This window comes from Corynebacterium striatum ATCC 6940 (assembly GCF_000159135.1).
GTDB lineage: Bacteria > Actinomycetota > Actinomycetes > Mycobacteriales > Mycobacteriaceae > Corynebacterium > Corynebacterium striatum.
On sequence record NZ_GG667521.1, the window covers coordinates 287085 to 309586 of the forward strand.

The window sequence follows — 22502 nt, forward strand, 5'->3', positions numbered from 1 at the left end:
GGACGCGGTGCGAAGCCGGGCTAGCAGCTCCTAGTTGACGCCAATTTTGCCGTCCTTCTTCCACACCACAACCACTGCCGGGCGTGGGGTGGACTTGCCACCGTCAGGCCAGTGCGAGGTGGCGGCCTCGAAGGTGGCGTCGTCAGCTTCGCCTGGGTGCTGGACGTTGACCATCACTCGATCGTCGTCCACGATGGGGCCGCAGGTCTCCGCGCCAGCCGGCACGGTGAGGAAGCACTTGAGCTCGCCGCGGGTCTCGCCCTCGGTGGTCACGGCGTAGAGGCCGTCGTTGGAGTCCAGCGCGTTGCCGTCGGTGGAAATCCACAGGTTGCCGTGGTTGTCGAAGGCCAGGTTATCCGGGCAGGAGATTGGGGAAACCTTGGACTTGTCGAAGCCGCCGAAGTAGGTGTTAGCCACCTTCGGATCGCCGCAGACCAGGAAGAGGTTCCAGGTGAATTCCTCGCCCGCGTGGTCGTCCTCGATTTCCATGACCATGCCGTTCTTGTTCTCCTTCACGGGAGCCCATTCCTTGACATCTTCCTTGTTCTTCTTGGCGTTCTCGCCGGTGGCCCCGCGGTAGGAGTTGTTAGTCAGGGCAACGTAGACCTTGTGGCTATCCGGGTGGACCTGGACATCCTCGGGGCGGTCCATCTTGGTGGCGCCCACCTTGTCGGCAGCCTCGCGGGTAAATACGGCGACCTCTTCGGCGCTGAAGCCGTCAACGTGGGAGGTAAACTTGTTGTTCTCGGTGTCGGAAGTCAGCAGCTTGACCCACTTGCCCTTACCGTCGAACTTGCCGTCCTCCGGCAGGACGCCGGAGCCGTCGATTTCCTCGGCAGGCGAGTTGCCCTCGAGGACCGCCACGTACAGGGTGCCGTGGTCCAGTATGGAAAGGTTGTGCTCGAGGTTGCCCTCCTCAAACTTCTTGGTGGAGATGAACTTGTAGATGTACTCGAAGCGGGAGTCGTCGCCGGAGTAGCACACGACGGTGCCGTCCTCAGCGATGTGAATGTTGCCGGCCTCGTGCTTGAAGCGGCCGAGGGCGGTGTGCTTGATCGGCGTGGATTTCGGGTCCAGCGGGTTGATCTCAACGACCCAGCCGAAGCGATTCGGCTCGTTCGGCTCCTTGGAGCAGTCGAAGCGGTCGTCGAAGCGCTCCCACTTGCGGTCGGTCTCTTTGTCTTTGATGCCGAAGCGCTCGAGGGACTTCTTGGCTTTCTCATCTTTGATGTCGCCAGCAGCGAAGTACTGGTCAAAGTTCTCCTCGCCGGAGAGCATGGTGTTCCACGGGGTCACGCCGCCGGAGCAGTTGTTCAGGGTGCCCAGGACGGTCTCGCCCTTGGGATCGGCCTTGGTCTTGACCAGGCTGCTGCCCTTCGCCGGGCCGACGAGCTTAAACGGGGTCGTGGCGGTGATACGGCGGTTGAGGGGTCCGAACTCGCGCTTGAGCTCACCGGTGCCCTCGACCTTGGAGACCTCCAGAATGGTGTGGCCGTGGCCAGCCCAGCCGATCTTGACCTGCTCCTCGGTAGGGTTGTCCGCGTCGTAGTTCGGGAACATCATTGGCTCGGTGGTGTACTCGTGGGAGCACATGTAGACCATGCGGGAGTCGTCGGAAGGGTGCTCGATGAGGCCCGCGAAGTCGTTGTTGAAGCCGAACTGCTTCTCGGCATCGGCTGCGGTCTGCTTGTTGACGTCGAACTTTGGAGCACCCTCGATGACTGGGTCGCCCCACGCGATGAGCACGGACTGCTCGTAGCCGGCAGGGATGACGACCTCGTCCTTGGTGTTGGGCTGGACGGCGTCGAAAAGCATGCCCTGTGCGGAGGTCAACTCAACCTTGGCGTCGGAAGTCTTGCCGCCGCCCGCAGCGGTGGAGGAGCTAGCAGCAGAATCGGTGGAGGAAGGCGAGCACGCTGCAAGCGCCGCGGAGCCGCCGACGGCGACCACGGTCAGGCCGCCGGCGCGCAGGGCGGTGCGGCGGGAGATTTGGTCACCGAAGTATTCGTTATCAGAGGTGTTTTCGCATTCACCCAAGCAGGCGTTGCCGCACTTATAGGTGCAGGTAAGGCTTGAACGGGAGGAAGTAAAACGGGAAGGAAGTAGATTTTTACCGAGTAGTGCCATGCTGAGTGCTCCTAGGTCATGGGGGGGATTTTGCCAAGGAGTTATGTAAGCTCATGATTATGACAAGACTATGTAATCAGAATGTCATTTGAATGAACTATTCGTTAAAGGGTGGGGCGCCGCGCGCTTGACGACGCCCCACCGAAAGCCATCTCCTCAACATAGGACCTCACCTTGCTATGGGCTATTCTTGTCAGCGTGAGTGAGCAGAAGAATTCCCCCGAAGTAAACGACGTACCCGAGCAGCTGCGCATCCGCCGCGAAAAGCGCGAGCGCCTGCTGGACTCCGGCGTTGAGGCCTATCCAGTAACCGTCGACCGGACGATCTCCATGCGCGACCTGCGCCACGAGTTCCAGGTCGTTGCTGAAGGCGAGGAACCCGGAACCGAGGAAGGCGTTACCTACCTCACCGCGGGCGAGGAGACTGATACCGAGCACGCCATCGCCGGCCGCCTCATCTTCATGCGCAACACCGGCAAGCTGTGTTTTGCCACCCTGCAGGACGGCGACGGCACCCAGGTGCAGGCAATGCTCTCCCTGGCTGAGATCGGCGAGGAGCAGCTCGCTGCCTGGAAGTCCGACGTGGACCTGGGTGACTTTATCTCCGTGCGCGGCCGCGTCATCGCTTCTCGCCGCGGCGAGCTGTCCATCATGGCTACCAAGTGGACCATGGCCGCAAAGTCGCTGCGCCCGTTGCCGGTTGCCTTCGCGGACATGAATGAAGAGACCCGCGTGCGCCAGCGCTACAACGACCTCATCGTGCGCGAAGAGGCCCGCAAGAACGCGATGACCCGCGTGAAGGTCATGCGCGCCCTGCGCAACTACCTGGAGGACCAGGGTTTCGTGGAGATCGAGACCCCGATGCTGCAGACCCTGCACGGTGGCGCGGCTGCTCGCCCGTTCGTCACGCACTCCAACGCGCTCGACATCGACCTCTACCTGCGTATCGCGCCGGAGTTGTACTTGAAGCGCGCCGTCGTCGGCGGCATTGACCGCGTCTTTGAGATCAACCGCAACTTCCGCAACGAGGGTGTCGACCGCTCGCACTCCCCAGAGTTCGCCATGCTCGAGACCTACGCCGCATGGGGCGACTACAACGACTGCGCCCGCACCACCCGCGAGTCCATCCAGGCGGTTGCTCAGGCGGTCTTCGGTTCCCACAAGGTCACCCTGGCCGACGGCACCGAGTACGACTTCGGCGGCGAAGAGTGGCCGGAGATCGAAATGTACCCGTCCCTCAACGAGGCCCTGCAGCGCAAGTTCCCAGGCCAGCCTGAGGTCACCATCGACACCGACGTTGAGACCCTCAAGGGCATCGCCGACGTCATCGGCCTCGACGTCCCAAAGAACGGCGGCTGGGGCCACGGCAAGCTCGTCGAGGAGATCTGGGAGGTGCTCTGCGAGGATCAGCTTGAAGGCCCAATCTTCGTCAAGAACTTCCCGGTCGAGACCTCCCCGCTGACCCGCCAGCACCGCTCCATCCCGGGCGTTACCGAGAAGTGGGACCTCTACGTCCGCGGCTTCGAGCTGGCTACCGGCTACTCCGAGCTGGTTGACCCGGTCATCCAGCGCGAGCGCTTCGAGGATCAGGCTCGTCTGGCCGCCGGCGGCGACGATGAAGCCATGGTCCTCGACGAGGACTTCCTGGCCGCCATGGAGCAGGGCATGCCTCCGACAGCCGGTACCGGCATGGGCATGGACCGCCTGCTCATGGCCCTGACCGGCCTGGGTATTCGCGAGACGGTCCTCTTCCCAATCGTGAAACCGGAAAAGTAGACGGTCTTAGCAGGTTGGAATCTCGGCTGCGGATTCCGAGTTACCCCGATAAAAGACGGCATAGTCGGTGTGCTTGCCGGCGGGGTAAAAGCCGGTGAGGTCACCGGAGTTGGAAGTGTCTTTGCTCACAAACCCGATCTTGAACTTACGAAGTGGTGGGCGTGTCACCTAACGTGACACTTCGTGTCTCAAGAATCTAATAATGCAGCTAGTTCGAATCGTCTGTCCCGCGACGTAGTTATCAACCTCTCGATTTTGGTCCTAGGGGCCATGATCATGATTCTCAATGAGACTTCCTTGTCTGTCGCCTTGCCCGCGATCATGGCGGACTTCAGTATTCCTGCCACCTCTGCGCAGTGGTTGACTACCGGTTTCATGCTCACCATGGGCGTGACTATCCCGACGACGGGTTTCTTGCTCGAGCGTTTCACAACTCGCCAGATTTTCCTCGCCTCTACCGGGATGTTTCTTGCCGGTACAGTCATTGCAGCGCTGGCGCCAGTCTTCATCGTCTTGCTTGCTGGCCGCGTGGTGCAGGCTGCCGGAACAGCATTGATGATTCCGACGCTGATGACAGTAGCGATGACGCTAGTGCCACCACAGCGACGTGGCTCAGTAATGGGAATTATCTCTATTGTCATCTCGGTTGCGCCAGCCCTAGGCCCGACGGTTGGTGGCGCAATCCTCAATGCCTTGAGCTGGCACTTCATCTTCTGGGCAATGGTTCCCTTGGTGGCTCTTATTCTGTTTGCCGGTGTGATCAAGCTGGTTAACGTGGGCGAGAACCGCAACACCCCGTTGGATCCATTCTCTGTGGTGCTTTCGGTCCTAGCTTTCGGAGGTTTGGTGTATGGCCTTTCCTCCATCGAGAAGATGCTCGAAGGAAAGGGCATGGTGGAGATCATCGTTTCGGTGGTCGGCGTCGTAGCGCTCATCATCTTCACCCGCCGTCAGATGAGCCTGGCAAAGGATAATCGTGCGCTGTTGGATCTGCGCCCGTTCCGCGTGCGCAACTACACCATCGCGGTGGCCATCATGCTCATCTCATTCGGTCTGATGCTGGGCTCGGTGACGGTGCTGCCTATTTACCTCCAGACCTCCGTGGGTGTTTCCGCCCTAGTGACGGGCCTTGTGGTGATGCCCGGCGGTTTGTTGCAGGGCATCATCTCTCCGTTCGTGGGCCGTATTTTTGACGCGCGTGGTCCGCGGCCGCTGATGATTCCGGGCGCCATCCTGCTGGTTGCGGGCCTGTTCTTGATGACGACTCTCGACGCCGAATCCCAGGTGTGGATGGTTGTTGCCATGCACGTCACCTTTGCCTTGGGCATGGGTTTGATGATGACGCCGCTGATGACCACGGCTTTGTCTTCGCTGCCGCATGAGCTTTACTCGCATGGCTCGGCGATCATGAACACCCTGCAGCAGCTCGCGGGCGCGACGGGAACGGCTTTCTTGGTTGTATTCCTGACTCGTGGCACCGTGGCCGGCATGCAGTCGGGAATGGACGAGGCCGCCGCGATCGCGCAGGGCGCCCACTGGGCTTTCCTGTTCGCCGGCGCGGCGTCGATTGTGGTGCTCGTGCTGGCGCCGCTGCTGCGTCCGGTCCCACAGGACTAACAGGGGGAGAGGAACTCCGCGCGGGTGGAGAGGATACGCGGGTTGCCACCCAGGCGGGAAGCAGCGTAGCACAGCGCATCGGTGTCGAAGCCATAGTCGATGACCACCGGGTAGACCTTGCCCTCTGCTACCTCGCCGCGTAGCGACGGGCAGATTCCCGGGTTGTAGTACTCCGCGCCGGGGTTGTTAGCAACAGATCGTAGGATTTGCGGAAGGGCCTCTGCGGGGCTGTTGGCCACGACGGAATCGACGATCAGCACGCCGCGGCCGTCGCAAGCAACGGCGGAAGGATTAAATCCAGCGGGTAAGTCCGAGCTGGAGTCTTTAGTTGCAGGCGCCGTGTATTCCTGTGTGACCGTCTGCTCCACGGTCGTGGTCATGGTTGCAGCTTCTTCAGATTTCTCGCTCTCCGAGCGTTGGCTGCTTTCTGAATTCTCATCCTCTTGCGCGGTGCTCTCAGTTGCAGGGACTTCGGCAAGTGGGGCTAGCTGAGACTGCGCATTTTCTTTGGCACCGCCCAGCATTCGCATGGCCAGGACACTGCCGCCAACCAGTGCAATTAGTGCTAGGACTGTGACGGCAATCGCGATGTAGATGGTCTTGTTTTCCTGCGAATTATCCATGGCTGCTGCTCCTTTAGGCGCACAATTGCATCTTTAGGCGCGCGTCCTCCGCGTTTGCACCCCAGATAATGAAGGCGGACTGAGTGCCAGGCACTGCCATGTAATAGGTCGGCTCCTCGGCGTTCGGGGCTTCGAAGCTCTGGATGGTGCACTGGCCATTGGAAAGCTCGGTTGGATCAGAAGGCAGGATGGCGTCGCGGGCTTCCACGGATTCGTAGGAGGCGACAGCATAGCTTAAGTCGTCGCCCTCACAGGTGATCTTCGCCAGCTGGCCTTCCTCCGGCTCGCGGTGGTGGCACTTGGTATCGCCGTAGCCGGAGGTGCCGCTGCGCGAGCCCAGCAGTCCAGGGTAGGCCTCTGCGAGGTTGCTTTCATCATCGTTCCAGCCCGGGTACTGGTTGAAGAAGAAGATGCCGGCGGCGGCGAGAACGACCACTGCCAGTGCGGCGCATAGCGCGATGAGGCCGGTCTTCTTGCCAGAGCCGGACTTCTTTTCTGCAACCGGTGCAGCAAATCCCGCACCGTTTGGTTGGCCCTGCATCTGCCCCTGCGGCTGGCCTTGCTGGAACCCCTGCTGGTACTGGCCTTGCTGCATCATCGGCTGCTGCTGCGGCATGTACTGCGGTGGCATCTGCTGCTGCGGGGCCTGCTGCGCTGGCTGAGGCTGCGTCTGCGGGTGGGTTTGCTCGCGGGGTGCCGCAGCTTGCGGGCTGGCGAACTGGGAAGCAAAACCTGCGGCTGCGGCACCAGCTGCTCCCGCTGCAGCGGTGCCGGTGGAAGTAGAGGCGTTACGCAGGGCGTCGATAACCGTGCCAGCTGAGTTGAACTGGGAATTTGGCTTGAACTCCGGATGTGCAGACTTAATGAGCTCCGCAAAGCGCTGCGTGACCTGCTCAGCGGTGGCGTTGCCCACGCCCGGGCCTGCCGCACACAGCACCGCATTGCTGCGCGAACCCGTAACCATGATGCGGCGCGGATGCAGCGCATGCATGGCAAAGCCCGTCTGGTTGTTCTGCAACAGGTAATCCACTGCCTCGGCCAAAGGAGTAAAAACTGAAAGCGCCTCTGTCTTGGTGAGGTGCTGCGCGCCTAGGCCAGAGCCGGTGAAGGTAGAAAGTGGCTCGCCGGAAAGTACGGCGCGCACCAGAAAGTCTTGGCCCTTTTCTGTGGTTCCGGTGCCGACGAGCGGGACGATGGAGCGATGGTGGACGTCGGCAAGCGCGGAGGCTTGCTTAACCGCACCGCGGTGGTTGGCCTCAAAAAGCTCGACCGTCATTGGCTTATTAGAGGAGTCCACGACACCGAAAAGCGTGGAGACCGAGGATTCGTCCATTACGGAAAGCTGACGGAGTTGATGCTGAGTAGAGAAGAACTCAGGGAGCTTTTTCACAGGGATTCATCCTTTTAAATAATGGTTTTGGGCCTTTTCGCATTTAAGAGTAACGGCAACCGAGTCAAACTCCAGTAGCGAGGTGTAAAGAAACCTTCTGAAAGGCCTGTTCGCTACCGGCGTACAGTGCCCTGAGCTGGGAAAAGGTGCCTTCTGGAGAGTTGGTTCTAAAAACCGTGAATTGCATGTCCAGTCGGCGCGTTAGAGTGGGTGACACATTATTAGCGAAAGCATAGAGGTATAAGGCAATGTTCGAGAGGTTTACCGACCGTGCCCGCCGCGTCATCGTCCTGGCGCAGGAGGAAGCACGCATGCTCAACCACAACTACATCGGCACCGAGCACATTTTGCTCGGCCTCATCCACGAGGGTGAAGGCGTTGCCGCCAAGGCACTGGAGTCCATGGGCATCTCGCTTGAGGACGTCCGCCGCGAAGTAGAGGAAATTATCGGTCACGGCTCCCAGCCACACACCGGTCACATTCCGTTTACACCGCGCGCGAAGAAGGTGCTGGAGCTTTCCCTACGTGAGGGCCTGCAGATGGGCCACAAGTACATCGGTACTGAGTTCCTGCTGCTGGGCCTCATCCGCGAGGGCGAGGGCGTGGCAGCGCAGGTACTCATCAAGCTTGGCGCTGACCTGCCGCGCGTTCGTCAGCAGGTTATCCAGCTGTTGTCTGGTTACGAGGGCGGCAATGGTGAAAACGACGGCCAGTCCCAGGGCGGGCCAGTCGGTGCTGGTGCCGGCGCGGGCGCAGGCCTGGGTGGCCGCACCGCACCGTCCGGCGCGGGCGAGCGCTCCAATTCCTTGGTTCTTGACCAGTTTGGTCGCAACCTGACCCAGGCCGCCAAGGATGGCAAGCTCGACCCAGTTGTGGGCCGCGATTCCGAGATTGAGCGCATCATGCAGGTGCTCTCCCGCCGTACCAAGAACAACCCGGTTCTCATTGGTGAGCCTGGTGTTGGTAAGACCTCAGTTGTGGAGGGCCTGGCTCTCGACATCGTTAACGGTAAAGTCCCTGAGACCCTCAAGGACAAGCAGCTGTACTCGCTTGACCTTGGTTCTTTGGTTGCGGGTTCCCGCTACCGTGGTGATTTCGAGGAACGCCTGAAGAAGGTCCTCAAGGAGATTAACCAGCGCGGTGACATCATCCTGTTTATCGATGAGATTCACACCCTGGTCGGCGCAGGTGCAGCAGAGGGCGCAATCGACGCCGCTTCGCTGCTGAAGCCGAAGCTGGCCCGCGGTGAGCTCCAGACCATCGGTGCTACCACCTTGGACGAGTACCGCAAGCACATTGAGAAGGATGCCGCGCTGGAGCGTCGTTTCCAGCCGGTCAAGGTCGACGAGCCTTCCCTGGATGACACCATCCTCATCCTCAAGGGCCTGCGCGATAAGTACGAGGCACACCACCGCGTTTCTTACACTGACGAGGCTCTGAAGGCTGCGGCCTCCCTGTCTGACCGCTACATCAATGACCGCTTCCTGCCGGATAAGGCCGTTGACCTCCTCGACGAGGCTGGTGCCCGCATGCGCATTAAGCGCATGACTGCTCCGGAAGGCCTGCGTGAGGTCGATGACCGCATCGCTGAGGTCCGCCGCGAGAAGGAAGCGGCTATCGACGCCCAGGACTTCGAGAAGGCAGCCGGCTTGCGCGACAAGGAGCGCAAACTCGGTGAAGAGCGCGCTGAGAAGGAAAAGCAGTGGCGCACCGGCGACCTCGAGGAAATCGCTGAGGTCGGCGAGGAACAAATCGCTGAGGTCCTGGCACACTGGACCGGCATCCCTGTGCTCAAGCTGACGGAGAAGGAATCTTCCCGCTTGCTGCACATGGAAGATGAGCTGCACAAGCGCATCATTGGTCAGGACGAGGCAGTCAAGGCAGTGTCCCGCGCTATCCGCCGTACCCGCGCAGGTCTCAAGGACCCGCGTCGTCCTTCCGGTTCCTTCATCTTCGCCGGTCCGTCCGGTGTTGGTAAGACGGAGCTTTCGAAGTCCCTGGCTAACTTCCTGTTCGGCTCTGATGATGACCTCATCCAGATCGACATGGGCGAGTTCCACGACCGCTTCACCGCATCCCGTCTCTTCGGTGCTCCTCCGGGATACGTTGGCTACGAAGAGGGTGGCCAGCTGACGGAGAAGGTTCGCCGCAAGCCATTCTCCGTGGTTCTCTTCGACGAGATTGAGAAGGCCCACAAGGAGATTTACAACACCTTGCTGCAGGTTCTCGAGGACGGCCGCCTTACCGACGGCCAGGGTCGCATCGTGGACTTTAAGAACACGGTCCTGATTTTCACCTCAAACCTGGGTACGCAAGATATCTCTAAGGCTGTGGGCTTGGGCTTTAGCGGTTCCTCCGAACCGGATAGCGATGCTCAGTACGAGCGCATGAAGAATAAGGTCAACGACGAGCTGAAGAAGCATTTCCGCCCAGAGTTCCTCAACCGTATCGACGAGATTGTGGTCTTCCACCAGCTCACTCAGGAGCAGATCGTTGAGATGGTCGAGCTGCTCATTGGCCGTGTGGAAAAGCAGCTGGCAGAGCGCGACATGGGCATCGAGCTGACCCAGAAAGCTAAGGATCTACTGGCAAAGCGCGGATTCGATCCAGTCTTGGGTGCTCGTCCGCTGCGCCGTACCATTCAGCGCGAGATTGAGGATCAGCTCTCCGAGAAGATCCTCTTCGGTGAAATCGGTGCTGGTGAAATCATCACCGTTGACGTGGAGAACTGGGACGGCGAGTCCAAGGACAACTCTTCTGCGACCTTTACCTTCAGCCCGCGCCCGCGTCCGTTGCCGGAGGGCACGTTCGAGGAGGAACTCGAGGATGCCGAGGTACGCGAGGCTGACGAGGAGCTCATGGCAGAGCAGAACGACGGTCCTGATTCCATCACCAGCGATGTCTTGCCAGAGCCAACTGACGACGATAACCCGCCAGCTGCCGGTGCTGGCCAGCCTATCTAGGCTGAACTAGACGTGGTGCCGCCCCTTGCAGGCGGCACCTTTGTCGTTTTCCCGGGGCAGCCAACTGCGCAGCCGCCCTAAGTGCCAAATTGTGGGCGAAAAATCTGACATCTCGCCCACAATTTGGCAATTAGGGCGGCAGTGAGTACCGCGGCCGCGATGAGACGAGGGAACTTCACGCACTAAACTCTAGCGGCCAGCGCAACTGGGGGTGCGCTAAAATTTGTCACCATGGGCATTCAATACCGTTCACGCAAGAAAACCGGCAAGAATAGCTGGATTAATATCTCCGGCTCCGGGGCATCCATGTCCACCAAAGTTGGGCCCGTGACCTTCAATTCCCGCGGCGGCATGTGGATCAACCTGCCCGGTGGCCTGAACTTCCGGGGTCGCTGGCGCTAAAGACCAGCGCTTTAGCCATGCGAGAGCCAACTCCTGACTATGTCCGGATGGGCATCGAAGCCGACGTCATTTTGCGCTTGGGCATGTTGCTCATGGGCGCAGGTACGTCCGGCTACCGCGTGCTGCGCGGCATGAAGCGCGCGGCCCGTGCCCTGGGCTTCGACCGGCTCGACGCCAACGTGGGCGTTACGCAGATTACCTGCACCTTCCACAAGGGCCGCGCATTTCGCACGGTGGTGGCGCAGCAGCATTCGCCGGCTGTCGACGCCTCCCGCATCGAGGCCCTCGAGGACCTCACCCACCATCGGCTGTATGCCGGCATTACCGCTGAGGAACTCGATGCTTTCCTCGACGACATCGAATCGCACGTCGTCAAGCGCTGGAACGGCTGGGTCCTGGCTAGCGCTGCGGGCGTGGCCTGCGCTTCCTTCGCGGTACTTAACTACTTCCAGTCTTATGTGGTGCTGCTGGTTGCCTTGGCCGCGTTCTGCGGGCAGTTCACCCGCTGGGCCTTGCATCACAGGCATGTGCACCAGCTGGGTTGCATCGTTGCCGGCGGTGCGGTCTCGAGCATGGTCTACTTCCTCACCACGGAGGCCCTCGCGCTTATCGGCTGGGCGGATCCCGCCGAATTCTCTTCGGGCTACGTGGCGGCGGTGCTATTCCTCATACCAGGTTTCCCGTTGTTCTCCGCCATCATCGATTTGGCCCGTTTCGACTTCGACGCCGGCATGGCGCGCCTGAGTTACTCGCTCACCGTCATCATCGCGGCCACGTTCACAGTGGCCATGGTCAGCTGGTTCACCGAACTGACCCCAATCCCGCCTGCCCCAGCTCCTGACGCCACCTGGTACGCCGCCGCGGTAGTCGCCAGCTTCTCAGGCATCGCCGGCTTTGCGTTCCTGTTTAACTCCTCGCGCCGCATGGTGCTGGCCGCGGCCCTCGTGGGCACGGTGGCGAACATGGCGCGCCTTGGCATTTTATCGCTGGGCACCACGAGCTACTTCGCGGCATTCGTGGGCGGCGTCATCATCGGCCTGCTGGGCGCGCAGGTGGCTCGCAAGATGCATCTGCCGCGCATTACCACCACGGTCCCCGCCGCAGTCATCATGATTCCCGGCACCGCGATGTTCCGCGCGGTATTCCACCTTAACGCGGGCAACATGGACCAGTCGCTTTCGAACCTCGCCACCGCGACGATGGTCGTCATGTCCATCGGTTGCGGCCTCGTCTTTGCCCGCCTGCTCTCCGACCGGGATTGGGCGCTTGGCAGACTCATCGACTTCAGCCGCCCGCCGCACGACTCTAGGTACTAGAGCGTATTAAGCCGGCAAGTGGAACAGGCCCTGGGAATCTTGCTCCGCGAGGCCGTCGTTAAGCAGCGATGCCAAAGCCCTGGAACGCTGCGCTGCATCGGGCCACACCACGTCGATGGAACTTTGCGGCACCGGCCCCGATGCCCCGCGCAGCACGTCGAGGATGAGCCCGCGCACTTGGCGGTCGGTTCCCTTGAACTTCTGTATGCGTTTCTTTGCACGCGTGAGCTCCTCCTCGCTGGGCTGCGGGCAGCCCGCGAGTTGCCACGCGCAGCCCGTGCGCAGCGGGCACTCCTCGCACTTCGGCGACTTCGCCGTGCACACGAGAGCTCCGAGCTCCATCAACGCGGCGGAAAAGCGTGGGCCATTTACCGCGGGTAGGAGTGCCTCCACCTGCGCCAACTCCTTCTTGGACGGTTGCGGCTGGAGGAACTGCCCATCCACGGCGCGGGCGTAGACGCGGCGCACGTTGGTGTCCACCACCGGCACGTTGCGTCCGTAATGGAAGCACGCCACGGCCCGCGCGGTGTACTCGCCGATGCCGGGCAGGGCCAGCAGCTTGGCGACGTCGCTTGGCACCGGCTCCTCACCAATCTCCTGCGCGCACTCCCACAAGCGCAGCGCGCGGCGGGGATAGCCGAGCTTGCCCCAAGCGCGCAGGACCTCAGCTCGGGAGGCCGCGGCGAAGTCCGCCGGGGTGGGCCAGCGCTCCATCCATTCCTCCCATACCGGAGCCACACGCGCGACGGGCGTTTGCTGGCTCATGACCTCGCTGAGCAGAACGCCCCACGCGGAGGTCCCGGGGCGTCGCCAAGGCAGCGGGCGTTCGGCGGAGTCGAACCATGTGAGGAGGGCGGCGGTATCAATCATCGGGAATCAGTGTAGGACAGCGGTGGTAGGGGACTACAGTTAGTGACATGCCACTTTCTAAAGTTCCACAAGATCCACAAAAGGTTTGGGAAGCTCTGCAAGCGGGCAACCAGCGCCTAGTAACCGGCAACGTCATCTCCGTCAACGATGACGCCCACATTCGCGCCGGGCTCACCAAGGGCCAGGATCCGCGCGTCATCGTGCTTTCGTGCTCCGACTCGCGCGCCCCTATTGAGCACGTATTCAACATTGGCTTTGGCGACGCCTTCGTCATCCGCACCGCCGGTCACATCCTCGATAACGCGGTACTGGCTTCGTTGGATTACGCCCTGGAGAATCTGAACGCCAACTTGCTCGTGGTCATGGGCCACCAGTCCTGCGGCGCGGTTGCTGCGGCTTCCGCGTTCCTCAACGGCGACATGAATCTGCCGACCGGCCTGCAGCGCCCGATCATTGAGAAGGTAGCTGCGTCTGCGCTGCAGTCGCGCCGTGAGGGCCGCGACTCCACTCCGGACTTCGAGCGGGAGAACACTGCACAGACGGTTTCACAGATCATCGCGGATGTGCCTGCGGCCCGCCGGCTTCTCGACGCCGGAACCCTCGGCGTCGTGGGCTTGCGCTATCTGCTGGAGGATTCCAGTGTGGAGACCGTAGTACTGCACGGTGTGCAGTAGCTTAGTGCTGCACTCGCTCTCTCCCCAGTTGAGTCCCGCCATTTAGTCAGACACGCGGCGAGGGTTAGTGCAGGTTAGGGGCGTGGCCCCTTAAAATCAAGAACGTGACTGAGAACCGACGCAACCCGCTGCCCCAAGAGATCTACATGCGCCGCCGAGTGGCCGCGCTGATTGGACTCCTGGTTGTCGTGGGCCTGCTCTTGTGGGCTGCGACCTCGATGTTTGGCGGCTCGGATGAATCGGTTCCGGCGGCTTCGACAAGTGCACGTGGCTCCGCAGCGGCGCCGGAGACGAAGGCCACCTCGAAGGCGGAAAAGACCAGCGAGGCGACTAGCTCCAAGGAGTCGAGCACGCAGCCGGCCTCAGACAGCGCCCCGGCATCGGCCACCAACCCGAGCGAGGAGCCGAAGAAGAACACGTGCACTCTTGCAGACCTGCAACTGACGGGCTCTGTCAGCAAGCCAACCTATGGCCCGGGCGAGCAGCCGACTTTCTACATGGAGGTCAACAACCCCACGGCCGTCGACTGTGTCATTGATTTGGAAGCCGACACCATGCGCTTCGAAGTCTATGACTTGAAGACCAACCAGAAGATGTGGACCGACACCGACTGCTACCCGCCGGTCGAGGGGAAGACACAGACCTTCAAGCCGGGCGAGCCACGCAAGTTCGAAGCCGTGTGGTCGCGCAAGATGTCCCAGCCGGGCCAGTGCGTGGACCGTCAGGAATCGCCGATGGGTGGATACTTCATGCACGTGGTCATCGGCGATAACGCAGCACCGGCTCAGACGTTCAACCTCGTGGATGCGAACGACGCTTAGCTCAGCAGTGCGATGGCCTCGCTGAGCGTAGCAGCCTGACGCACCCGAATCCCGGTGGCATCTACCTTGCCAGCCGGGACGATTGCGTTTTTATAGCCCAAGCGCGCGGCTTCGGCGAGGCGACGGTCCAGGTTTGGCACTCGGCGCAGCTCGCCGGCCAGGCCCACCTCGCCGATGACCACGGTCTTAGCCGGCAGCGGCTTTTCGTGTAGCGAGGACCATGTTGCCAGCGCCACCGCGAGGTCCGTGGCTGTCTCCTGAATGCGCACGCCGCCCACCGTGGCAACGTAAGCGTCCTTGTCATTGGTGCGCTGGCCCGCGCGTGCCTGCAGCACTGCTAGCACCATCGGCACACGGTTGGAGTCCAAGCCCGTGACCACGCGGCGCGGGTTCTTGGCCACAGGATCCACGGTCAGCGCCTGGACCTCCGCCAGGATGGGACGAACGCCATCCATGGCCACGGTCACCGCTGAGCCATCGGGCGTGCTGCCGCGGTGGGAGAGGAAGAGACCGGAAGGATCGGTGACCTCGCGGATGCCGCCGGAGGTCTGTTCGAAGCAGCCCACCTCATCGGTAGCGCCGAAGCGGTTCTTGATGCCGCGCAGCATGCGCAGGCTGGATTGGCGGTCTCCTTCGAAGTTGAGCACAACGTCGACAAGATGCTCCAGCACGCGCGGGCCCGCCACGTTGCCGTCTTTAGTCACGTGGCCCACCAAGAGAACCGGAATGCCGGTGGACTTGGCTAAGGTGGTCAAAGCCGCGGTCACGGCACGGGACTGTGCCACGCCGCCGGCCACGCCCTCGACGCCCGCGGCGTGCATGGTCTGCACCGAGTCCACGATGATGAGGCTGGGCTTGAGCTGCTCAACGTGTCCGAAGACTACGTCCAGGTTCGACTCTGCGGCGAGATACAGCGTGTCATGCAGGGCGTCGGTGCGCTCGGCACGCGCACGCACCTGGCCCGTGGATTCCTCCGCCGTCACGTAAAGAGCCTTGCGGTCTAGCTGCGCCCAACGCGAGGCCACCTCCAACAAGAGCGTGGACTTACCCACGCCTGGCTCGCCCGCCATGAGCACCACCGAACCCGGCACAATGCCCTTTCCCAGCACGCGGTCCAACTCCCCGATGCCGGTGGTAATGGTCTTGGTAGCGCTTGCCCCAATCTTGGTGATGGGCTGCGCCGGGCTGCTGGGAGTAAGCCCCTTGACCATCTGCCCTGTCACGGCCGCCGAAGCTGCCGAGCCTGCCGACGCCGCGGGCGCCGACTCCTGGAGCGTGCCCCACGAGCCGCAATCTGGGCAGCGGCCAAGCCACTTGGGGGAGACGTAGCCACACTCAGAGCAGGTGTGGACGGGACGGGACTTCTTTGCCATGCCAGTAACTCTAGGACACCCACCGGACACGTGTACCTACCCGCCCCAAACGCAAAGCCCCACACTCGAAAGTGCGGGGCTTCGAAAGCTTAAACCTTAGTGGTGGCCAGCTTCAGGCTTCTCGGTGGTGTAGCCCTCGGTGGACTTGGAGTCGCGATTGTACTCACCGGACTTCAGTGGGGAAGCGGAAACAGCAGCGTTTACCTCGATGGTGCCATTGTTGAAGGTGAAGGTAACCGGGCGGGAACCTGCGTAGCCGTAGTCCTCGTTCTGCAGGGTGGTCTCAACGTACTGGACGTTCTTGTTCTTCTCGTCCTTCTTGAGCTCCTTGAGGTTAGCCGCGGAGTCAGCGATGATGGACTGGTCGCGAGCCATTGGCTTAACGGAGCCGAGGTCAACGTCCTGGCCATCGACGGAAACAGACTCGAGGGTGATATCAGAAACCTCGTAGCCCTGGTTAACAGCTACGAACTTCAGGGAGGTCTCGCCGGAGTCCGGTTCGACCTGAATGGTGACGTCGCGAACTGCGACTGCGCCGTCCTCGGTGGCAGCGGAGGAACCGTCGACAGCCGCAACCTTGTCGGAAGTCTGGGTAACGTGGCCTGCAGAGCAGGAAGCCAATGCCAGCGCAGACAGGGCGGTTACGGAAATGATGGCACCGCGACGGGCGGCGGTCTTCAGTGGCTGCACTTTGAGGGTCCTCCATAGATTGCGATCACAAAGCTTATCAACGCTTTAGCCTAGTACCTTTCCGTGCCGAGTACACAGTTTCGTGAAAACCAATTGGGTAGTAAGCGGGGTAATACGGGGGTAGACGTGGGCGTCGGCAAGCAGCTGTGCGGCGCGTGCTAAACTTGTTGCCCTGTATGTGTGCCGTTAGCGGCGCGAACATTTAATAAGGAGTGGCAATGGAATTTAAGGTCGGAGAGGTCGTCGTCTACCCGCACCACGGTGCTGCCAGGATTGCTGATATTGAGCATCGCGAGATGGGTGGCGAGACCCTGGAGTACTTGGTGCTCCAGATCAATCAGTCTGACCTTGTGGTTCGCGTGCCTTCCAAGAACGTGGAGCTCGTCGGCGTTCGCGACGTCGTGGGTAAGGAAGGCCTCGAGAAGGTATTCTCCGTCCTGCGTGAAATCGACGTTGAAGAGGCCGGTAACTGGTCCCGCCGCTACAAGGCTAACCAGGAGCGCCTGGCTTCCGGCGACATCAACAAGGTTGCCGAGGTCGTCCGCGACCTGTGGCGCCGCGACCAGGACCGCGGGCTGTCCGCAGGTGAGAAGCGCATGCTGGCCAAGGCCCGTCAGATCCTCGTGGGCGAGCTCGCGTTGGCCTCTCCGGTCGACGAGAAGAAGGCCGACACCATGCTGGAGGAAATCGACGCCACCATCGAGCGCCACCGCGCCGCGGGCATCGTGGAGGACAAGTCCATCACCACCGACATCGACAACGACATCGATCTCGATGACCTCTCCTTCGACGACGAAGACGAATAAGCCCGTTGTCGCGCTCATCGCGGCAGCAGGGATAGGCACGCGCCTAGGCGCAGAAGTGCCCAAGGCATACGTTGAACTCCAGGGACGCACGCTCCTGGAACGCTCCGTAGCAGCCATGGCGCACAGTGGCGTGGTCAAACGCGCGGTGGTCACCGTCTCTCCGGTGATGGAAGACACCGCGCGAGCATTGCTTGCCGACGCCCCCTTGCCCATCACCTTCGTCCACGGCGGCGGCGAGCGCGCCGACTCCGTGTGGGCCGGCCTGCAAGCCATTGACGAAGAGGACGCCGTGGTGCTCATTCACGACGCCGCCCGCGCCCTGACCCCGCCAGCCATGATCGCGCGCGTGGCCCAGACCGTCCTTGACGGTGCTCCCGCCGTCATCCCGGTTCTGCCGGTTTCCGACACCATCAAGATCGTCGACGCCGAGCGTGTTGTCTCCACTCCGGATCGTTCCTCACTGCGCGCCGTGCAGACCCCGCAAGGCTTCGACTTGGCCACGCTGCGCGGCGCCAACGAAAAGTACTTCTCCGGGCAGCAGGAGTTCATCGCCACCGATGACGCCAGCCTCATGGAATGGTTCGGCGTGCCCGTGGCCACCGTGCCGGGCGACCAGTTAGCGCTGAAAATCACCACGCCCATGGACCTCACCCTGGCCACCGCGATTCTCAAGGAGAACTCATGACCCAGCCGATCATCCCGCGCGTTGGCATCGCCACGGACGCTCACCAGATTGAGGAAGGCAAGCCCTGCTGGATCGCGGGCTTGCTCTTCGAAGGCGTGGACGGCTGCGAGGGCCACTCCGACGGCGATGTGGTGAGCCACGCGCTTGTCGACGCCCTCCTTTCCGCCTCCAACCTCGGCGACCTTGGCTCGTTTGTGGGCGTGGGGCGCAAAGAATACGACAATGTCTCCGGCGAGCGCCTGCTGCGCGAGTGCCGTGAGCTGCTCGAATCCCATGGCTTTGTCATCGGCAACGCCGCCGCTCAACTGGTGGGGCAGTCGCCGAAGATGGGCCCGCGCCGTGAGGAAGCAGAGCGCGTGCTCAGCGAGATCTTGGGCGCCCCCGTCTCGGTTTCTGCCACCACCACCGACCACATGGGTTTCACCGGCCGCTCCGAGGGCCGCGCCGCGGTGGCGACGGCGGTGGTCTGGAAACAGTAATTCGCGGGTTGCCCCAGCGCGTTCCTGCGCCGCAGCCTCTCCTTTTGGCAAATACCCAGCCCTAGAAATGCAGCTTCCTGGTGAAAAGCGCGGCGTCGGAAAGCGTGGGAGAAAGCGAACAGGAGGTCTTGGTTTCCAGGGTTGGGTATTTGCCGGGAAAGGCGCGCGTGACCAACGTGACCCGTACGGTGCAGGAATTTCAAAATGCCGGCTACCAGGTCGTAGGCCTGGACGCCGGCGGCGAGCACACGCTCGACACCTACACCGGTGGCAAGGACCCTGTGGTCATCGTCATCGGTTCTGAGGGAAAGGGCATCTCCCGCTTGGTGCGCGAGAATTGCGACGTCATCGTGTCCATTCCGATGACCGCCTGGGTTGAGTCCTTGAACGCATCCGTCGCCGCCGGTGCCGTGCTTTCGGAGTTCGCTCGTCGGCGTCGCGCGGCGAAGTAACAGGTAATTTGGAGGGCGTCGCGTTGTGCGGCGCCTTTTTGCTGTTTTACCCGGCCTGGTTTTAGCTTTTGGGCAAATACCCAGGCCTGGAAAACCAGACCTCCTGCTCGCATTTTCACACGCTTGCCGACGCCCCGCAATCCACCAGAGAGCTGCGGATCGAGGCCTGGGTATTTGCGCGGAGTTGATGAATCTGCGAAAGGTAACTTTTGACACTTGAACCCAGTTTATGGGCAGCGTATATCTTTGAGCAGCGCGCGCTATAAGTTCGGATTCTTCTCAAGAAAGGAATGCTTATGAAAGTGGGCATGTCTAAGCGAGCAGTTTCAGTAACTCTCGCAGGTTTGTTGGCGTTGGGCGGTACAGGTGTCGCTGGGGCCACGATTGTAAATATCGATGGCGGCACGTGGGACTACGGTACGGGTAGTGGCCAGGTTTGGTCGCACTACTTTCACAATGGGGTGCGGCACGGTTCAACTGCTGTTGGTACCTTCAAGTCGGATAGCGGTTGCGTCAACAAAAACACTTGGTCACGAGCAACAGCTCCCAAGAAGTCCTCTGGAAATAAGTCCTACTACCGACACTGCTAAGGCTCGATGAAAACTTCAGTCAGACTACTAACCGTAGGGATTTTGCTCTCTACGGTTAGTAGCGCATTCATTGCCTTTGTCGGAGCCAGCCTCTTATCGACTCTGGATTACCGGCTTGGCAACGAGTTTGTCCAGATCGAAGACTTCGAACCTGACAGTCACACAGAAACACTGTTTCCTGAGCTTTCTGAATTTGCGGGAGACTCAGGATTTGACGTATCGGTTTATTACGCCTCGCTAGCTGATTCGGATGGTGAGCTGCGAATCTACTCCTCGGCTCTGCCTTCAGGTGCAGCTAACTTTGAGTCTCAAAAGTTTCAGAGAGGCGAAAAGTTTGTTTGGTATCCATTGTCGGAAATTCCGACTAAGGAACCGCGCCAAGTTTTTAACATTAAAGGATCAGAAAATGACGCTCGAGACCTAACGACATGGTTGGAGGAGCGCGGGTATTCCGTGATAGGGCTCCAGAACTTGACTTGGAGTTTCGTCATGACTTCGTCGCTGCCTTTGTTGGTCGCGGCTGCTTTTCTACTCGCGCTCGTGTTGGGTGGCGGGCACTGCCTAGTGCGGGCTCGCGAAATCGGCATTCACAGACTTTTGGGGCTAAAGCTATCGCAGACGCTAAGGCTTGATGTAACGCGGCTTGCCAAGCAAACATGGCTACCATTTTTTCTTGCGATCATTTTTATTGCGGCGGCCTTGTATCTTTACAACGACTGGGCAGAAGCGACGTTGTTTTGGGCCTTTTTCGGCGTTTCTGTGTTGCTCCAATGGGTAGGTTTGGCGCTGGGCTATGTGCTCGGGCAGTTATTGGTTCGAAATATTTCGATCCCGCAGGCCATCAAAGGCAAGGTTCGGGCGCGTCCAATTACCTACGCACTGTATGCTGTCCGGCTATTGGCACTCTTGACGAGCCTGACGGCACTTTCACAGATGGTTGATACCGGTGCTGAGGTGTCCGCGCGAGAGGAATTGCAACCGTATTGGATCGGACATGCCAATGAGCAAGAGTTTGCCCTGAGCTCGAATATCACTCCGGATGAAAAAGAACAGGCTGCAGCTGCAGCGCCCTTGCGTCAGGCGGACCGCGAAGGAAAGCTACTCTTAGCGGATCCTTTTTGGCTTACCTGGCCGACTCAACTGGAAGCCCCGGTTATTCTCAGCAACCATCGGTTCGCCGTTCAAGCTGGTGTTGCCCCTTCTGAAGAAGACATAACCGTTTGTGCTCCTGTTGCCCTCAGTGAAGAATCCAAACAGACGATTATTGACTCTGTTGCATTTGAAGCCGAACTCGCGAAAAAGAAGGTTCCAAATTTTAACTGGAAAGAAGATTGTTCGCTTGGGCAAGTCTTTTCCTATGACGTTGAGCTGCGGCCAGTAATTAATGACCCCATTGTGGTTTCGTTACCAGTGGGGCTTGAAGCTATCGGTGACCGGAATTTACTCGCGAAAGCCTCGCAGAAAGTCCTCCTTGCCATCGAGCCAACTGTCGTTGGTGAGCTGAAAGATGGGACGGTGGGCAAGGTGCTCGCCACGGCACAACCGCATGCTGATTCCTGGCGATCGTCCCTTGAGGAAGCCAAAGAGCAATTCAGCCTTTGGTCGTTAAATACGGTCGTAGCGATATTACTGGTTTCCTTGTTAATCGTCGCGGGGCTTTTCAGTTTCCAGGTGGCGTTCCGGCGAGAGCTCTATGTTTCCTTCATTTGTGGGCGCAGCCCGTGGAAGATGTGCAGGAAGATTCTGCTGGCCGAGCTATTCTTTTTCGTTACCACCATCGGCTGGGTTTTGTATCGTTTGCGCGAGCATAAGGAACAACTGGAATCGCACTATCCATCAACGTGGTCGATGGGGTTTGAAAACAGGTGGTCCACGGCAACCGTTCTTGCTGTCGTCGCATTTTCGATCGTGTGGATGTGTATTTCAATCGGTTTGACCTGGTGGATTAGTGCGCGAAATCAAATGCGCTGGACAGACAGCGAAGGAAATTAGGATATGGAAATTCAGGTTGAAGACCTTCACTACAGTGTGAAGGGAAAAATGATTCTTTCCGGCTTTACGCGGTCTTTTGCGGCTGGCCGGGTGACTGCATTAACCGGTGTCTCCGGAAGTGGGAAAACCACCCTGTTGAACCTCTTGGGCGGTCTGATCTCGCCGGACAAAGGCTCAATCATGTGGGATGGAAACAACATTGCATCGCTATCGGCAGGTCGACTGCGCAAGTATCGACGCGAATGCGTTGGGTATCTCTTTCAAGACTACGGCTTGGTTCCTGACCTCACCGTTGTCGACAACGTGAAGCTCGCAGCCAGTAACGTTTCGCGCCGTGCTTTCGACGAGGCGCTAGACAGCGCTTTGGCGCAGGTTGGTTTACGCGGCTATGAAAAGCGTGTGGTCAGCGGCTTGTCTGGCGGCGAACAACAACGAGTAGCCTTGGCGAGGATCCTCGTTTCCAAGCCCAAAATCGTATTGGCGGACGAGCCAACCGGGGCGCTTGACGAGGACAATGCTCAGCTGGTTGTTGAACACCTCCGTGCTTTCGCTGACCAAGGCGCCGTTGTCGTCGTCGCGACGCATTCCAAGCATGTAGCCGACCAAGCAGACTGCGAGGTAACGCTTTAGTGTGGCGATTGAAATACTCGGATATGCCGTGTCTGCTCGCAGGCATCCGAGACGATGAGCAACCGATACTCGATGAGCTAAGACGCTACTTCCTCTGGACCCAGGTTGAATGTGCGTCCACTCAGAGGGAGCTGCTGAATGCATTGTCTCGCTCACAGGAGCAATTGCTGGTGTTGTGCGAGCGCAAAGACTCGGCGACCTGGGTATGGGATATACAAGAGTTAAA

Annotated in this window: 21 protein-coding genes; 14 read left to right on the forward strand and 7 right to left on the reverse strand. The window is 60.3% G+C overall.

The annotated features are described in order from the left end of the window. Positions 1-30: 30 nt before the first annotated feature. Entirely contained in the window at positions 31-2127 is a 2097-nt protein-coding gene (locus tag HMPREF0308_RS06445) for a PhoX family protein (protein ID WP_005529862.1), read from the reverse strand. A gap of 198 nt (positions 2128-2325) precedes the next feature. On the opposite strand from HMPREF0308_RS06445, the gene lysS reads away from it, so the two are divergent. Then, a complete protein-coding gene (gene lysS / locus HMPREF0308_RS06450) occupies positions 2326-3903 on the forward strand; it encodes a lysine--tRNA ligase (protein ID WP_034657100.1) in 1578 nt (525 codons plus the stop codon). A 6-nt stretch (positions 3904-3909) separates the two neighbouring features. Here the strand turns inward: lysS and HMPREF0308_RS14355 are convergent, their stop codons facing one another. Continuing rightward, on the reverse strand, positions 3910-4032 hold the full coding sequence (locus HMPREF0308_RS14355) for a hypothetical protein (RefSeq protein WP_005529866.1): 123 nt from the start codon (positions 4030-4032) through the stop codon (positions 3910-3912). Positions 4033-4086: 54 nt separating this feature from the next. Here HMPREF0308_RS14355 and HMPREF0308_RS06455 point away from each other — a divergent pair, with 54 nt between their 5' ends. Further along, a complete protein-coding gene (locus tag HMPREF0308_RS06455) occupies positions 4087-5520 on the forward strand; it encodes an MDR family MFS transporter (RefSeq protein WP_050765421.1) in 1434 nt (477 codons plus the stop codon). Here HMPREF0308_RS06455 and HMPREF0308_RS06460 read toward each other — a convergent pair. Both HMPREF0308_RS06460 and HMPREF0308_RS06465 read right to left on the reverse strand, forming a co-directional pair. Further along, entirely contained in the window at positions 5517-6143 is a 627-nt protein-coding gene (locus tag HMPREF0308_RS06460) for a hypothetical protein (protein WP_005529869.1), read from the reverse strand. The two genes, HMPREF0308_RS06455 and HMPREF0308_RS06460, sit on opposite strands and share 4 nt — an antisense overlap. Positions 6144-6156: 13 nt before the next feature. Further along, the gene (locus HMPREF0308_RS06465) at positions 6157-7533 is read right to left on the reverse strand and encodes a hypothetical protein (protein WP_005529871.1); all 1377 of its coding nucleotides are present in this window, start codon (positions 7531-7533) and stop codon (positions 6157-6159) included. A gap of 248 nt (positions 7534-7781) precedes the next feature. Here HMPREF0308_RS06465 and HMPREF0308_RS06470 point away from each other — a divergent pair, with 248 nt between their 5' ends. From HMPREF0308_RS06470 to HMPREF0308_RS06475, 3 genes are all read left to right on the forward strand, one after another. Continuing rightward, positions 7782-10496: an ATP-dependent Clp protease ATP-binding subunit gene (locus tag HMPREF0308_RS06470; protein WP_005529873.1), complete on the forward strand. Its 2715-nt coding sequence runs from the start codon at positions 7782-7784 to the stop codon at positions 10494-10496. Positions 10497-10727: 231 nt separating this feature from the next. Then, on the forward strand, positions 10728-10898 hold the full coding sequence (locus tag HMPREF0308_RS13255; protein WP_005529875.1) for a DUF4236 domain-containing protein: 171 nt from the start codon (positions 10728-10730) through the stop codon (positions 10896-10898). Positions 10899-10945: 47 nt separating this feature from the next. Beyond that, complete coding sequence (locus HMPREF0308_RS06475; protein WP_005529877.1) at positions 10946-12214, forward strand: threonine/serine exporter family protein; 1269 nt, start codon at positions 10946-10948, stop codon at positions 12212-12214. A 6-nt stretch (positions 12215-12220) separates the two neighbouring features. Here HMPREF0308_RS06475 and HMPREF0308_RS06480 read toward each other — a convergent pair whose 3' ends face one another. After that, positions 12221-13084 (reverse strand): HhH-GPD family protein, encoded by an 864-nt coding sequence (locus tag HMPREF0308_RS06480; protein WP_005529879.1) that lies wholly within the window; start codon positions 13082-13084, stop codon positions 12221-12223. Positions 13085-13131: 47 nt separating this feature from the next. Between HMPREF0308_RS06480 and HMPREF0308_RS06485 the strand changes: the two genes are divergently transcribed. Both HMPREF0308_RS06485 and HMPREF0308_RS06490 read left to right on the forward strand, forming a co-directional pair. Continuing rightward, a complete protein-coding gene (locus tag HMPREF0308_RS06485) occupies positions 13132-13758 on the forward strand; it encodes a carbonic anhydrase (RefSeq protein ID WP_005529881.1) in 627 nt (208 codons plus the stop codon). Between the two features lie 104 nt (positions 13759-13862). Continuing rightward, complete coding sequence (locus HMPREF0308_RS06490; RefSeq protein WP_034657103.1) at positions 13863-14579, forward strand: hypothetical protein; 717 nt, start codon at positions 13863-13865, stop codon at positions 14577-14579. On the opposite strand, the gene radA is transcribed toward HMPREF0308_RS06490, so the two are convergent. Both radA and HMPREF0308_RS06500 read right to left on the reverse strand, forming a co-directional pair. Then, the gene (gene radA / locus HMPREF0308_RS06495) at positions 14576-15952 is read right to left on the reverse strand and encodes a DNA repair protein RadA (RefSeq protein ID WP_005529885.1); all 1377 of its coding nucleotides are present in this window, start codon (positions 15950-15952) and stop codon (positions 14576-14578) included. The two genes, HMPREF0308_RS06490 and radA, sit on opposite strands and share 4 nt — an antisense overlap. A 96-nt stretch (positions 15953-16048) precedes the next feature. After that, the gene (locus HMPREF0308_RS06500; RefSeq protein ID WP_005529886.1) at positions 16049-16642 is read right to left on the reverse strand and encodes a hypothetical protein; all 594 of its coding nucleotides are present in this window, start codon (positions 16640-16642) and stop codon (positions 16049-16051) included. Positions 16643-16860: 218 nt separating this feature from the next. On the opposite strand from HMPREF0308_RS06500, the gene HMPREF0308_RS06505 reads away from it, so the two are divergent. The 7 genes from HMPREF0308_RS06505 to ccmA all read left to right on the forward strand — a co-directional run bounded on the left by HMPREF0308_RS06505 (position 16861) and on the right by ccmA (position 22276). Beyond that, positions 16861-17448: a CarD family transcriptional regulator gene (locus HMPREF0308_RS06505; protein WP_005529888.1), complete on the forward strand. Its 588-nt coding sequence runs from the start codon at positions 16861-16863 to the stop codon at positions 17446-17448. Continuing rightward, positions 17417-18133, forward strand: coding sequence for a 2-C-methyl-D-erythritol 4-phosphate cytidylyltransferase (gene ispD, locus HMPREF0308_RS06510; RefSeq protein WP_005529890.1), 717 nt, complete (start codon positions 17417-17419; stop codon positions 18131-18133). Before HMPREF0308_RS06505 ends, ispD begins: the two co-directional genes overlap by 32 nt. Next, positions 18130-18612 carry a 2-C-methyl-D-erythritol 2,4-cyclodiphosphate synthase gene (ispF, locus tag HMPREF0308_RS06515; protein WP_005529892.1) on the forward strand — a complete coding sequence of 161 codons (483 nt, stop codon included), beginning with the start codon at positions 18130-18132 and terminating at the stop codon, positions 18610-18612. The genes ispD and ispF overlap by 4 nt, the downstream gene beginning before the upstream one ends. Before the next feature lie 104 nt (positions 18613-18716). Beyond that, a complete protein-coding gene (locus tag HMPREF0308_RS06520; RefSeq protein WP_080548621.1) occupies positions 18717-19064 on the forward strand; it encodes a TrmH family RNA methyltransferase in 348 nt (115 codons plus the stop codon). Positions 19065-19372: 308 nt separating this feature from the next. After that, complete coding sequence (locus HMPREF0308_RS13260; RefSeq protein WP_101504633.1) at positions 19373-19654, forward strand: lactococcin 972 family bacteriocin; 282 nt, start codon at positions 19373-19375, stop codon at positions 19652-19654. A gap of 6 nt (positions 19655-19660) precedes the next feature. Further along, positions 19661-21646: a hypothetical protein gene (locus tag HMPREF0308_RS06525; protein ID WP_005529897.1), complete on the forward strand. Its 1986-nt coding sequence runs from the start codon at positions 19661-19663 to the stop codon at positions 21644-21646. A 3-nt stretch (positions 21647-21649) separates the two neighbouring features. Then, positions 21650-22276, forward strand: a complete 627-nt coding sequence (gene ccmA / locus HMPREF0308_RS06530) for a heme ABC exporter ATP-binding protein CcmA (protein ID WP_005529899.1) — start codon at positions 21650-21652, stop codon at positions 22274-22276. The last annotated feature ends 226 nt before the right edge of the window (positions 22277-22502 follow it).